The sequence below is a fragment of the Novipirellula artificiosorum genome, from assembly GCF_007860135.1.
GTDB classification, from domain to species: Bacteria; Planctomycetota; Planctomycetia; order Pirellulales; family Pirellulaceae; genus Novipirellula_A; species Novipirellula_A artificiosorum.
Genome location: NZ_SJPV01000014.1, coordinates 104,336 through 119,647 on the forward strand (window position 1 = coordinate 104,336; position 15,312 = coordinate 119,647).

The following is a 15,312-nucleotide window of genomic DNA, read 5'->3' on the forward strand; positions in this document are numbered from 1 at the left end:
AGCAAGGACCATCGTCGGTGACGACGACGCTGAGTATACTGCGGCTTTTCGTTGTCGTGCAGGGCACATCCGATTGATCTCAACGACCGCCAATGCTTTGCGTTTAACGCCTTTCGAACGATGTATGTTGTTCCAAGATTGCCCAGCCTATCCCTGCTGCTGCTTTCTTCGCCTGCATTTTCAAGGCAATTTGCATCGAGAATCTTTCATGATGGCGTTGCAGGCAACGCTGCAGCACCATCCGCTGTTAAGGGCAACCCTTCGATCTGGATGGCGTGAGCGTTGGTCGTTTTCGGGAGACATGCTGCCCGCCTTGCGATGGCGCGAGGGGGAAACGGGAGGTTTGTTACCACAAGCCGAAGAGATCGACCTCCGCCGAGAGGCTGGTCTAAAAGTCTATGTCGTGCAGGATCGATCGACCGTTGATGTGACCTTTCAGTTCCACCACGCCTGCTGTGATGGCGCTGGAATCGACCGATTCACCGATGATTTGATGGTTCACTATGCTGGTCTGCGTGAATTCGGTAAATCGTACAAATTTGTTCCGACGGTTGATCCGAACCGTCTAGCCGTACGGGGTGCCTACGGTCTTTCCTTTTTCAGAACGCTCAAGCGATTACCCGGTCAACTTGTTGGGTTGATGGGGGCGGCCCAATTTTGGGGACGTCAGCCCATCCCATTGCTCGCACATCAAGCGCGTGACCGCTGTACAAAATCAACGAAGGCATACCCTGCGTTAACGAGTTTTCTTCTTGATCCATCGCAAACCCTCGCTCTGCGAAAAGCAGCAAATCATCGAAACGTGACGGTTCATGAGTTACTGGTTTGCGAGTTCTTTTGCGCACTGTGGGACTGGCAAAAATTATATGGACAATACAGCGAACGGCATTGGACGCGGATGATGATTCCTATTAATCTGCGTGACGCATCCTATCGCTCCTTACCGGCGCTCAACTACGTTAGCTCCATTTTTCTCGATCGACGTGGAGACCAGGGTGGCGATCGTGATCAGCTGTTGAAGGGAATTCGGGCTGAGATGGAAGTCATCAAGCGGTTTCAATTGCGGTACACCTTCCTGTTTGTCTTGAATATCTTGAACGGGATGCCTTGGGCTTTAAAACGCTCGGTACAACAAGATACGTGCAAGACATCCGTGATTTTTTCCAGCGCAGGAAAGACAACACGTCGCTGCCCTTTGCCTCGCAGAGACGGTTTCTTGCACGTCGCGGATTTAGTCCTCCGAGATATCGACGGCCTTGCGCCATTGCGACCTTACAATTGCGTCACCATGTTCACCTTGGAATATGCCAATCGCCTGAAACTTAACCTTCACTATGACGCCGAATTCGTCAGCGAGAAACAATCCGATGTGTTAATGGACCTGTTCGTCGCTGGGTTGAATCAGGTCGCTGACACAGCGGGCACGCAATTGTGAATCCGAGGCATCGTCAATTCGCAGCAGGCGATCCATTTGTTGGATGTAAGTGTGGCAAGTGGAGATCAGACGGGCGTCCGCAGGTGCACATTTCACACCGCTTGGAATTAACGCATCGAGCGTCTGCCGACAACAGAAGCGGCCGTGAATGGCCCGGTTGCCCCCCGCTGCTAAGCGTGGCACCAATAGATCGCCGAGCACCTTGAACCCATCCGTCGATGCACTCGCAGGGTCGGCCAATTCGATCAACCGTTCACGCCATGGTTCGACATCCATCAATTCGATATTGGCTCCTCCGTCGCGCATCCAATCGGATAACGCTTTGGCGCTGAGCGGGTTGGGGTTCGTTAAGTGAAACGTCTTTCCTTGTGCCTCCTTTTGTTGAGCAAGGTAGACCATTGCCTTGGATACAAAGTCGACGGGGGTCACATCGAGTTCGAAATCGCGAAAGGGAGCTGCACCGATCAACAGACAAGCTCGGACAATTTGATGCAACAAGTCATCGACGTTCGCGACTCCCGTTGTACTGTGTCCCGTCACGTGTCCTGGCCGATAGATCGTCACCGACATCCCACGCCTTCTTGCCTCTTCAATCATCCGCTCGGCGACCCATTTTGTTTGTGAATAACCGTACAGCAAATCCTCACATACCGGTAACGGTTCGGATTCCTGGATTCTGCAGCCGCGATTTGCTTCGGTCGCGTGAACGGTGAAGGTCGAAACATAGTGCAACGGCTTTTGCACTCGGTGGCAAGCGAGACGCAACAATTCACGCGTCCCCTCAACGTTGTCTTGCCGTAGCGATTGATAGGGCATCACCAAATTGACGTTGGCGCCGTTGTGATAGATCACATCGACGGAATCGGCGAGCTGATCGAATTGCTCCGGAGTGAGACCAAGCTGTGGCCGCGAAAAGTCACTGCTGATCACCTTCACTCGATCCTGGATCTCCCGAGGCTGCAGCCCATACTTGGACAGGTTGTTCACGATCCGTCGTTTCCCTGCCTGTTCATTGTCGGATCGGACCAGGCAGACAACCTGCGAAGGCGTTGTTTCCAGTAATTCGTGAAGAAGATGGGCGCCGAGGAACCCCGTTGCACCGGTCAGTAACAAACGCGGCGGACTGTCTCGATGCACCAACGTCTTGCTCGGGACGATGGTCGGGTCGAGTTCGGCTTCGAGTTCAAAGTTGATCGCATCGCTGGCAAACGCATCGCCCTCCGTGCGCAGGTTATTGGAATCCATCGGTTCCGCGTGGTCGAGGCCAGGAATCAACTCGAGGATGCTTTGACTGAGTTCCCGTACCGTCGATCCGCTCAGAATACGGCTCATCGGAATTCTTGCTCCCGTTGCGGACTCCATTCGATTGATCAATTCAACAGCCATCAAGGAATCAACACCAATTTGGTTGAGCGATGCGTCGCGGTCGACCTTTCCAGCATCGATACCAAAGACAGCAGCGACTTGCTGCGCCAAGAAATTCTCCAAGATCTCAGGCCGTTTCTTGCGCGACGCGCTGCACAGTTCCGACTGTAAGCTTGCATTGGATCGGTCCGGTGACGAGTCGTGAGCGACCCCTTCATACATGGGCCGCTTCGCCACAGCCGTGCAAAGTTGACTCAACTGCTGCCAGTCGACTCGGCCCACACCCAGCAACGGTGTGTCGCGAAGAATCATTTCGGCAAAGACCTTGAGCGCCTCTTGCATTTGAAGTGCTATAAGCCCGATGCCATCGAGGTACTCTGCGGTTTTCTCGTTTCGAGCGACAAATCCTGCGCCCAGCACAGCCCCCCAGTTCAAGGTCAGCGCAGGAAGCCCCTTCGCGTGACGATACTTCGCCAACGCGTCAAGGAAACTATTTCCCGCGTTGTAGCTCGCTTGCTTGGGTGCTCCCACAATCGTGGAAAACGACGAGAAGCAGATAAAATGATCGAGTGAAAGGTTTCGCGTGGATTGATGTAGGTTCCAGGCTCCGAGCATTTTTGGATACAGAACCGAAGCGAAACGTTCCTCATCCAAATCAGCCAGGAATGCATCGTCGAGCACCATCGCGGCATGAACGACTCCCTTTAATGCTGGACAGGTCGGTTGAATCTGCTCGATCACGCGGTCGACATCCTCTGGATTCGTTACATCGCCGCGAGCATCCATAATGGTGACAGCCTCGCTACGCAAGGCTGCGATTTCTTTCGCCGCTTCCTCTCGCGGGCCGCTGCGACTCATCAGCACGAGATGCCGTGCCCCCTGGCGAACCATCCACTTGGCAATTTCGAATCCGAAACCGTTGGCACCGCCCGTGATCAGGTAACTGGCATCCCCGCGAAGCAGACTCCCGTCGTCGGTGCAGGGACCTAGGCAAAGCGTCGATGCTTCCGCTGGATCACGAGGAAACGCCAGCACGTTCTTTCCGATGTGATTTCCTTGCGCCATAAACCGAAAGGCCTCAGCGGCTTCGTGGACGGGGAAAACGGTGTGAGGCAACGGTGCGTAGGTCCCCGATTCAAACAGCAATGACAACTCAGCAAGGAGCGCTGCGATTTGGTCAGGCCTTTGCACCAGTAGCTGAGCCAGATCGATCATGTGGTACGAGATGTTGTTCTTAAACGCCGCCAAACCGAGCTTGGAATTCCCATACACGTCGACTTTACCGATCTCTAAGAACTTCCCGAAGGGAGCAAGTACCGAAAGACTTTTGGGAATGAACTCACCAGCGAGAGAATTCAGAACGGCATCGACGCCTGCGCCCGAGGTTTGGTCCCAAATCTGATCTGCAAACTCCACCGTTCGCGAATTCATGACATGAGCAACTCCCATCGATTTCAAGAGTTCTCGCTTTTCGGTGGTCCCTGCCGTCGCAAAGACCTCGAGCCCAAGGTGATGAGCAACTTGGATTGCCGCTTGGCCAACACCACCGGCAGCCGCATGAATCAAGATACGCTCGCCACGTTGCATTCGTGCAATCTTCTTGATCGCAAAGTGCGTCGTCAGAAAGACGGTGGGCAACGTGGCCGCTTGTTCAAACGACAAACTCGTTGGATGTTTGAATACCAGCCGCTGATCCACCGTGACATGACTTCGAAAAGCGTAAGGAGCAATTCCCGAGACGCAATCGCCACACTTGATCTTGTTCACCCTGGATCCGACCGCTTCCACGACGCCGGAAAAGTCGTCCCCAAACCAAAGCAAATCCTCCGATGTGCCGGGGTGCATTCCCAATGCCTTCATGACGTCTCGGAAATTGATTCCGCCAGCGAACACGCGAACCGCGATCTCGTCCGGGCCCGGCGGGCGCCGGTTGGTTTCATTCAACGTCAGGTTCTCAAGCACCCCCGCTTTTCTCATTTGCAACTTAAACGGAACCATCGCGCCGCTGTCAAGCACCGCACATTGACTGCGTAGCGGGATCTGATCAAAGGAGATGCGCTGCAGACGATGAACAAAGCGTTGGTCGTCACGGAGTGCCACCTCTTGCTCTTCGTTTTCGTCGGTGATCTCGTTGAAAACATCATCGGCTTCGAACGGCCCGGGGTTCGGATCCAGGTCGACCAACGTCCATCGAAACTGACTCGTCTCGTTGCTCGCCACGCGGCAAAAGCCAATCAGCGGTGAGGCAGCTAAGCCATCGATAGGGTCGTTGTCGGCAACCGCTTGAGCAGAACGTGTCAGGAAATAGACGCGCGGACTTGCCGCGGGATCGATCTTTTCCAATGCTTGCGAAAGCTGTAGCGCACTAAATACCCCCGTCCGCTGATCCGCGAGCAGTTGTTCATTGCAAGAGGGGGCCGCTGTGTGATCGAGAGCCCAGCAATGAACAATGGTTTTCAGATCGGTGTCGTCAAGCTTCGAATCCGCAAAAACTCTTTCAAGTTCAGTTGCATTTCCATCGGCCAAAGTGAACGCAGATTCGTTGATCCGCTCAAAGGACGCGTCACGCCGAAGCACGATCACACGATTACCTTGCTGCTCGAATTTCGAGGCAATCGCTTGCCCCATGCCGCCTCGGTCCGCATAGACCAAAACCGTGGATGGTCGTTTCGAATTTGCGTCGGTCGGTGACTCGATTGCCTTGATTGCGGGTCCCACCGTTACGAAGACCGTCTGCTCGGCTTCCTGCTCGTTGGGTGAACAAGTAAACGACTGAATTTGGTCGAAGCCAGATCGCGAAAGCAACGACTCCCACTGCACACGATTTAGCAAAGGTGAATGGTCGCGTTCATCCGTATCGGTAAACTTCCACCAACCTTCGAGCAATCCGAACACGTTGTCGCAAATCGGTCGATGACGGACAAGCTCGAGAAAAACCAACCTTCCTTCTGACGCAAGGCAAGTCTGCACATGAGCAAGAGTGGAACGAAGGTCGGCAGTCGCGTGCAACACGTTTGTTGCAACGATTAGGTCGTATCCGTTTTGGACAATGCCTTGCGATGTCGGATCACGCTCGATATCGAATGATTGAAAATGGATAGATGGGTGGTCAGCAAAACTACGTTTTGCCTCGGTGATGAATGCTCTTCCAACATCGGTGAACGTGTACTCCAAACGATCAGGCGGCAGCACTTCCAACAAGCTTCGTGTCAGTGACCCTGTTCCGGCGCCGATTTCCAAGACACGAAGCACACGCCGCTCGGGCAACCGCTCGATACTTTTCGCAACCGCGGTTTGAATCAACTGATTGAACGCGGGCAGATCGCTCGCATGTGTATAGAAGGCTTCCATCAGTTCATTCGAACCGTCGGGGAACAAAAGGTCCAAGGGATCGAGTTCGCCCGCCAACGCTTCTGCGAGTCGTGGCCCCGTTGCTTCGACTAGCGACACCTCGGAGGCAAACCGCGGATACGCTTTGGCTAGCTCGGCCAATGCAGGGGCCATATCAATCCGTTGCAGTCCCCGCTTCACCTGCCAGCCTGAGTCGTTGGCTTGGACCGCTCCGTTGACGGTGAGCCACCCAAGTTCGGCTCGAAACAAGCGATGATGCTGCTCAGCGATTCCGAACGATTCGAATACTTGATCGTAAGTGAAGCATTCGCCAACACCGAAACTCCATCCAAGCTCGACAAAAGCATTCTCGATGAGTTGATGTACGATTTGTTCCATGCGTGGAATAAAATCGTTGTAGTATTCGGAAAGCCCTCGCGTGGCATAACCTTGTGGAATGGAATCCTCTACCGCAGCCAGAACCTCATCGATCGATGCGAAGTTCGCCGAACCGCCAACTCGAGCGCCACGAAGCCGTTTGGGTTGCCACTTGAATTGGTAGAATTGCTCTTCGGCACGGGCGCTGCGGCGAGGCTGGTCGACCTTCGTGACGCGAAAACGCGAGATTGACGCGACCGGTTTCCCGCTCTCATCTACAACGCAAATCGAATATTCAACGGACGATCCCTCCCGATGGGATTGCTTTGCATGGGCCCAAAGCTCCGTGGGGATTTGCTTTGTGTGGAGTTGAACACGGCCGATCGCCTGCGGCAGATACAGACAATTGGCATGATCAGCCAGCTCAGCAACATCGCGAGTTCCATGCGTGGCTTGAAAACACGCATCGAGAACGGCTGGATGAATGCCGTAGTGGATTGAGTCTTCGGCAACTTGCTTGGGAACGGAAATTCGAGATAGGGCTTCCGGGTAGAGCGACCCCAATTCCGATCCCGCGACATCGCTCCATGATTCTTGAATCAGTGAAAAGTCTGCTCCGAAGCCGTATCCCATACCGAACAGATCGCGATACAGGTCGTCGTGGGTGATGCGACGAGGCAATCGTTGACGCAGTTCACAAAGATCGATCACCTGCGACTCCGACGCCATCGGGATCATGACCAACCTGCCCCGCGCATGAATTTCCCATGAAGCCCTACTGCCTGAGACGGATCCGCCGTTCGCGGTGCTCGACGCGCTGTACACGCTATAGGACTTGCTCTCACTGTCGAAGACCACTTGGATTTTAGGTACGGCATTGGCAGACACAAACAACGCGTTTTCACACTCGATGTCTTCAACGGCGTAAGAATCGTCAGGAAATAACGCGGCGGCGATCGCGATGCCGATCTCTGCATACCCGGCAGCTGGAAAAACAATTCCATCCCAAATTTGATGATCGTTCAAATAGGGAAATAGGTGCGGATCGAGATGGAATTGCCATGTCGGCGTAGCAACGTTCAATCGCTCACCGAGCAGTGGATGCAAGGGTGGATCGACCCGGTTGCCGGTTTCACCTTGATCCAACCAATACGCTTGGTAATTCCAGGGGTAATGCGGCTGTGGAACGTACGCACCGGAACCCTGGTTCACCGAGTGCCAGTCGATGTCGGCTCCGCTCCCATCCAGTTTGGCAACGTTCGTAGCCAGCTCCAATTGATCGTCTGTCTCACGAGTCAATGAATGTACGATCGTGGCTTCAACCTTTCGATCCGCCAGACAGGCGTCGATGGAGCTACGCAGTGCGGGATGCGGCCCTAGTTCGAGGTACCGCTGCGCACCCTTTGCCGCGATCGTCGCCATCGCGGTCTCAAACTGAACCGGTTCACGCACGTTACGCCACCAATAGCCCGCATCCATCTGATCGCCGGGATGGCACTGGCCCGTGACGGTCGAAACGAAAGGAATACGTTCCGGCTGAGGCTTTAAGCTCGCCAACGCTTCCAACAATGCGTCTTTGATCGGATCCATTTGATGCGTATGAAATGCATAGTCCAACCCAAGCCATCGTACAAAACGACCGCTGCTCTCGATCCTTGCCCCGATCAAATCGACTAGTTCGGTGTCGCCCCCCATCGTGACCAACGCAGGGCTGTTCTCTGCGGTGATCTGAACACGGTCAGCGTGCGTTCCGATAAACTCACGGGCCTCCGCTGCCGACACGCCCGCAGCCACCATGCGGCCCGCGCCGCCCGTGTTGTTTTGCAGTCGGCTGCGATGGTAGACAAGGCTAACGGCATCGCGCAGGGAATAGATTCCTGCGCAGAGGGCCGCGGCCACTTCGCCAACGCTATGGCCGACAACTAATGTTGGGCGAATGCCCCAAGACGCCCAGAGCCGAACAAGGGCGATCTGAAGTGCGAAGATCGCTGGTTGAGCAACGCGTGTCTGCTGGATGTTGGACTCACTTGCGGGCCGAGCCATTTCCCGAACGAGAGACCAACCACTGAGTGCTTGAAAGTGTTCGTCGATCTCTGCGAGCGTATCACGTACGATTGGTTCGCTCTGAAGGAGACGTTGGCCCATCCCGGCCCACTGGGATCCCTGCCCCGTGAAAACAAAAACGTTCTCATTGCTGCGATGCATCGACCGACTCGCGACGATTCCTTCACTCGCCTCGCCGCTGTTGAGCCACTGAGTCAGTCGTTGCCTGAGTTGTCGTGCATCGTTTCCCATCACGGCGAGTCGCAGTTCATGCCGTTCCTTGCGAGTCGCCGCCGAATAGCAGAAGTCTGCTAAATCGTGGTCGATCGTTTTGAGACGCTGACGATAGCGTTTGGCATACTCACGCAAGGAAGCCTCGTCTCGGGCGGAAATGGATAAGATGAAAGGGCGTTCCGCATTCGTGCCGTCACGCCGTAGGGGCGCTCGATCGGGCGCCGCCTGCATCACGACGTGCGCGTTGGTGCCTCCGAATCCGAACGAATTCACCGCAGCAACCGGTTGTTGCCCTTCGGTGGTTGGAAGCGATCGCAACTGAGTGGGGACCTTCAATTGGTATCGCTGCAATGGGATAGCCGCGTTGGGCGTGTCGAAATTTCGATTGGCTGGAATCTGCTTGTGCTCCAATACCAATGCCGCCTTGATCAACCCTGCAATGCCGGAGGCGGATTCGAGGTGACCGATATTGGTTTTGATCGATCCCATCCAACAAACGTCATCGACATCTCGGCCCTCTGAGAGCACTCGCCCTAACGCTTCTGCCTCAATGGGATCGCCAACCGGAGTTCCCGTGCCATGAGCTTCAACATACGCGACGTCCCGGGGGTCCACGCCTGCTTCGCGATAGGCCGTTCGCAACATGTCGCATTGGCCATCGACACTTGGTACGGTCATCGAAGAGGTTTGACCATCCTGGTTCACGACAGCGGATCGCAAGACCGCGTAAATCCTGTCGTTCTGTTTGATCGCTTCACTCAACGGTTTTAGCAGTACCAAGCCGGCCCCTTCGCCTCGGACATAGCCGTCCGCTCTTGCATCAAAGGCAAAACACTCGCCCGACGGAGACAGCATCGAAGCTTTACTGAAACCGATGCTGGTATTGGGCGTGATCAGCGCGTTGACGCCACCGGCAAGTGCGGCCCCGCACTGGCCAGCCCAAATGGAGCGGCAGGCGAGCGCCACGGCCACCAAGGCCGAAGAGCAAGCCGTATCGACTGCAATGCTGGGCCCCTTCAAGTCGAACAAGTACGAGATGCGATTTGCGGCGATGCTCAGTGTGCCGCCCGTATTCGTGTGAACATCGAGGTTCGCGATGTCGTTCATTTGCAGACTACCGTAGTCGTGGCTCGATGCCCCGACAAACACTCCCATGGACGTGCCACGCAATTTGCTCGGCGGAATGCCGGCGTCCTCGCACGCCTCCCAAGCCGTTTCGAGTAGCCATCGCTGCTGCGGATCCATACGCATCGCTTCCCGTGGCGAGATCCCCCAAAATGCGGCGTCAAACTGCTTCAGCTGATCCACGAAACCGCCACGGCGTGTGACCATGTGTCCAAGTGTATCGGCATCGCGGTGGTGGTACCTATCCACATGCCAACGATCGTCCGGTACGTCGCGGATGGCACTGTGCCCATCGACCAACAACTGCCAAAGCGAGTTCGCGTCGCATGCCCCGCCCGGGAATCGGCAACCCACACCGACCAATGCCAAGGGTTCATCTGAACTGGGTGGATTCCGTTCGGTCATCGACAAGTTTCAAAGATCCTAGTTTTGTGCTATTTTGATGCGATCCTGCTAAAGGAATATAGCAAGGTTGCGTCATTCAGATACCGACTCTGGGCACGATTGCCGCTGAAGCAAATGTTTTCGATACAGGCTTTCAAGGAAACGATCGATGCCTCCATGGAATCTGTTTCAACCTGGGCAGGCATTCCTGCGGCGTGTCATCGGGCCCGCAGCTGTCGCACCTGTCGCTCGCCAAGACGAGAATGCACCGGCTAAGGTGCTCGAGGGCAAAGCGGGGTGGTTGTTTTTGGATAATGACACAAACAACAGTGTCGATCAACACCGCGGTACCCTTCGGTTGAGCAACCGGGATCTTCGATCCTGGCGAAAGTACGCCCGTGGTCTCAAGCGATTGGGTCGAACTGTCGATTCCCCGGTCGCCCTGCTGCTGTCCCCCACCAAGGAGAGTGTCGTCGGGCGATACCACCCCGTAGCCACTGGCCAGTGGGGGCCGATGCAACAGATCGCGGCACTCATCCCCAAAAAGATCTTTGTGTACCCTGTCGCTCCCCTTTCCGCCCTGGGTGACAACGCCTACTTCGTTACGGACACGCACTGGACGGATCGCGGTGCGATGTTGGCCACGGTGGAGCTTGCAGAAACGCTCGGTTTATCTCGTCGCGACGTCGTCATCTTGTTCGCCAAGGATCGTTATCGCCCCCAAAAAATCGTCGGTGATTTAGGCTGCAAGGTGACTCCCCAACGGAGTTCGATTGCCGAGATGCTCGATTCTTACAACTATGGTGAATTCCTTGTTTATGACAACGGCCTTCGCAACTTTGGCAGAATCCTGATCACGCGGCAACCCGACGCGATGGTGGATAAAACCTGCCTGCTTTTTGGAGCTTCTTCAAGCTACTCGATGCTGAATTTCACAAGCCGACTTTTTAGCCGCGTGATTTTCGTTCACACGGCCGCCAATTTGGATCCTGATTTCATTTCTGCGGTCAAACCCAATTTTCTGATTGCGCAAACCAATGCTCGCTATGTTGTCCGTGTTCCGAAGCTCAACTATTGCGTGCACGACCACATCTTGATGGTGATCGGTAACCTATCCACTCAGGATCGCAAAGCCGCCTTAGAAAACCAAATCCTCATCGATGAGGATTGCCTGGCTCAATCAGGCCTGACGGCCTACCATCAACTCGTCATCGATGCAATCGGCCGTCACGAAAACGTATGTGGTAGTCCGGGTATCAAAGTCGCGATCGAGTTTGAACAACCGCGAATAAGTCCGTAACCTGGATGACGAACGCTTCTTAGCATCACCATGGCCGATCACCATGGCCGATCACCATGGCCGATCACCATGGCCGATCACTATGGGTCGCTCCTGCGCGGCGCGTCGAGCAAAACGACGTCGACGTTTGCCCTTGCGTTTAAGGAACTCCAACGTGTCGGCACCTCGGTCGCAAACGTCAAGCCAATTCCGGTTGTCATCCAACTTCGGCGACTGGATTGCACGGGCGACCCTTTCAGCGGAGGCGCCAAGAACGGTGCCCTTCTGAAAAACTCGGCCAAATCTGAGAATCTTCCGTTGACCGTAGTGCGCATATGCGCATAATGACGTTGGCTGAAACAACAGGCAAGAGCAGATGCCACGACCGAAAGCAAACCGGCGTTTCCGGTCGACGCTTGTGCTGCAAGGCGACCACAAAAGGATTACTGAAGAATGAAATGTCCTACCACAATGAAATCGGCGTTGCTTGCGATTACGGCTGCCATCGTTGGCACCTGCGTCGCAAATGCCGATGAACCCACGACGCCCCCCACGCAAAAACCCACACTCGTGATCAATCTCACCAGCGGGGCCGAGAGCCTGCACTCGGTGATGATGGGGCTTCACTTTGCCGAACATGGATTGGCGGATGGACGGGAGGTTGTCATTTTCTTCAACGTCAAATCCCCACCGTTGGCTCGAAAGACGCTAAGCGACGATGTTCGATTTGAGGAGATGCCATCCGTTCGTTCGACGATCGCTGACCTTCTGAAACAGGGAGCCAAAATGATCGTGTGCCCAATGTGTGCGAAGGTCACCGGCGTGGAAGCGGATGATCTTGCGCCAGGCATCCAATTGGTTGAGGATCGAAAGCAGATCTTCGATCACTTGCACGCCGACTCCGTGGTTTTCACCTACTGATTGATCCCACCGAGGCATCCCCTGCATCCGATTTCTAGCTCCTCCCATGTGAAGGAAGGCCCAGGGTATGGAATTTGATCTCGTATTTCTGTCGCGTTTGCAGTTCGCGCTGACGATCATGTTCCACTACCTCTTTCCACCGCTGACCATCGGCTTGGGAGTCGTGTTGGTCTACCTTGGCGCAATGTCGTTGCGAACCGGAGACGCAGCGTACAGGCAGGCTCAGAAATTCTGGACACGAGTCTTCGGATTGAACTTTGCGATCGGTGTCGCTTCGGGGATCGTGATGGAATTCCAGTTCGGAACCAACTGGGCGACCTATTCACGCTTCGTCGGTGATGTTTTCGGGTCTGCGCTGGCGGCGGAAGGAATTTTTGCATTCTTTTTAGAGTCAGGATTTCTTGCTGTCCTGATCTTTGGCTGGAACCGAGTCGGTCCCAAGATGCATTTCTTCTCGACCTGCATGGTCGCGATGGGAAGCATTTTCTCCAGCGTTTGGATCGTCGTTGCGAATTCCTGGCAACAAACTCCGTCTGGGAGCGCGATCGTCCCCATGACTCGGCAGGTTCTTGGTGACAATGGCCAACCGCTACTTGACGCCAATGGCGAGGTGTTGACGCAGCCCTGGGTGATCGACGGAGTGCCAGTGATGCGAGCTGAGATTACGGACTTTTGGGAAATGGTTTTCAATCCGTCGACGGTTCATCGCCTGACACATGTGCTACTGGGCTGTTTGGTCATGGGCGCGTTCTTCGTGCTCAGCATCAGTGCCTGGTACATCTTGAAAAACAAGCATGTTGATTTCGCCAAACGCAGTTTTACGGGTGCACTTGTGCTCGCGGCCATCAGCAGCATTGCGATTGCGTTGAGTGGTCATCGACAGGCGCAGAACGTCTACGAATATCAACCAGCGAAACTCGCTGCTTTTGAAGGACATTTTGACAGCGAGGGGGCTGCCGACTTGACGCTTTTTGGAATTCCTGATGCCGAAGAGGAAGCGGTTCAGATGAGAATTGCCATTCCCGGAGCCCTCAGTTTCATGGTCCATGACGACCTGAGTTTCAGCGAACCGGTGATCGGGTTGGACAAGATTCGTCCCGAAGATCGCCCGCCGCTTTGGATTCCATTCCTTTCTTGGCGGTTGATGGTTGGGGCCGGTACGTTCTTTATCGCATTGACCCTGCTTAGCTGTGCCTTACTTTGGCGGGGAACACTGTTCGAGCACCGCTGGTTGATGTGGATCTATGTGGGAAATGTACTGCTCGCCGTGATGGCGAACCAAGTTGGCTGGGTCGCCGCCGAAGTTGGACGGCAACCTTGGATCGTTCATCCTTCCATTGTCCGAAACGACGCAGGCGAGCCGGTCCTCGATGCGCAGGGTTTCATTCAATACGAACGCGTCACAGCGACGCTGCCGGACGGTTCGAACGATCAACGATTTGCCGGCTTGCGGACCGATGACGGTGTCAGCAAAGCGGTCGAAGCCGAACAAGTTGCAGCATCCATCGTCATGTTTCTCTTTATCTATCTGTTGCTCGGCGCGGTTTGGTTGTTCGTGCTGAACAAGAAGATTCAAACGGGCCCAGACCCACCCGATAGCGGATTCGGTACAAGCAGCGCTACCAGTCTGCTCCAACTCGGCGCTCGCCGAACGGCCGAACAACGAATGGCAGAAGCGGGTACGGAACCGCAAGTAATCGCGAACAACGAGGTGTCACCCTGATGATCTGTGTCACCAACCTGTTGCTACTTGGTCAGAGCATGATCCCAGATTTCAGCCGAGAAACATTGGCCTTCGTCTGGTTTGTTCTGCTCGCAGTCCTGTTGATCGGCTATGCGATTCTCGATGGCTTTGATCTTGGCGTTGGAATCCTGCATCCGTTCGTGGCGCAGAACGATCACGAGCGTCGCCTGGTGATGAACAGTATTGGCCCGCTTTGGGATGGAAACGAAGTTTGGCTGGTAACTTTCGGAGGCGCCCTATTCGCTGCCTTTCCGGAAGCTTACGCGACGGTCTTCAGCGGATTCTATTTGGCTTTGATGTTGCTGCTGTGTGCGTTGATCTTGCGCGCGGTCAGCCTCGAGTTTCGCGGCAAGGTCCATTCTCCTCGCTGGCGAAAAGCCTGGGATCTGATGTTCTTCGCCGGATCGACATTGGCGACATTTTTGTTCGGCGTTGCGGTCGGCAACATGATGCTCGGCGTGCCTCTGGACGGGAATCATGAATTCGTGGGCCGATTCACGGAACTATTGAATCCCTATTCGCTTGCGGTCGGCATCATGGCGGTGCTGGCTTTCGCGCTGCATGGATCGATCTATTTGTATTTGAAGACGGAAGGCGAGTTTCAGCAAAGATTGCGCCCCGTGATGTGGAGGATGTTCTTCCTCTTTGCCGCTTTCTATGCTGTGATCACGACTTGGACGGCGATCGCAGCGCCCCGATCTCTCACGACGTTGAACGAGATGCCGATCTTGTGGGTCGTGCCAATCCTCAACCTGTTGGCGGTGCTGAACATTCCGCGAGCCATCCATAAAGGTATCGAGGGTCACGCATTCTTCAGCAGCAGTTGCATGATCGCAGCGCTCGTTTTTCTCTTCATCACCGCGCTGTTTCCGTTTCTCGTCCCCGCGAGCAACGATCCATCCCATAGCCTGACAATCTTAAATGCTGCCAGTAGCCAGAAGACGCTCAAGATCATGTTGTTGATCGCACTGCTCGGTTTGCCCTGCGTATTAACGTACAGCGGCGTGATCTACTGGACCTTTCGAGGCAAGGTCAAACTGGATGAAACGAGCTACTGATAGGCATGAACAGGAC

Annotated in this window: 6 protein-coding genes; 5 read left to right on the forward strand and 1 reads right to left on the reverse strand. The window is 54.8% G+C overall.

Going from position 1 to position 15,312, the window contains the following annotated elements; genetic code table 11:
- Positions 1–208: 208 nt before the first annotated feature.
- Positions 209–1,435, forward strand: a complete 1,227-nt coding sequence (locus Poly41_RS27775) for a condensation domain-containing protein (protein ID WP_197231706.1) — start codon at positions 209–211, stop codon at positions 1,433–1,435.
- Here the strand turns inward: Poly41_RS27775 and Poly41_RS27780 are convergent.
- On the reverse strand, positions 1,373–10,315 hold the full coding sequence (locus Poly41_RS27780) for a type I polyketide synthase (RefSeq protein ID WP_146530636.1): 8,943 nt from the start codon (positions 10,313–10,315) through the stop codon (positions 1,373–1,375). The genes Poly41_RS27775 and Poly41_RS27780 overlap by 63 nt on opposite strands.
- Positions 10,316–10,463: 148 nt before the next feature.
- Between Poly41_RS27780 and Poly41_RS27785 the strand changes: the two genes are divergently transcribed.
- The 4 genes from Poly41_RS27785 to cydB all read left to right on the forward strand — a co-directional run bounded on the left by Poly41_RS27785 (position 10,464) and on the right by cydB (position 15,296).
- A complete protein-coding gene (locus Poly41_RS27785; protein WP_146530637.1) occupies positions 10,464–11,594 on the forward strand; it encodes an alginate O-acetyltransferase AlgX-related protein in 1,131 nt (376 codons plus the stop codon).
- A gap of 432 nt (positions 11,595–12,026) precedes the next feature.
- Entirely contained in the window at positions 12,027–12,494 is a 468-nt protein-coding gene (locus Poly41_RS27790) for a DsrE family protein (RefSeq protein ID WP_146530638.1), read from the forward strand.
- A 67-nt stretch (positions 12,495–12,561) separates the two neighbouring features.
- A complete protein-coding gene (locus Poly41_RS27795) occupies positions 12,562–14,217 on the forward strand; it encodes a cytochrome ubiquinol oxidase subunit I (RefSeq protein WP_146530639.1) in 1,656 nt (551 codons plus the stop codon).
- The gene (gene cydB / locus Poly41_RS27800; protein ID WP_231615996.1) at positions 14,217–15,296 is read left to right on the forward strand and encodes a cytochrome d ubiquinol oxidase subunit II; all 1,080 of its coding nucleotides are present in this window, start codon (positions 14,217–14,219) and stop codon (positions 15,294–15,296) included. Before Poly41_RS27795 ends, cydB begins: the two co-directional genes overlap by 1 nt.
- Positions 15,297–15,312 lie beyond the last annotated feature (16 nt).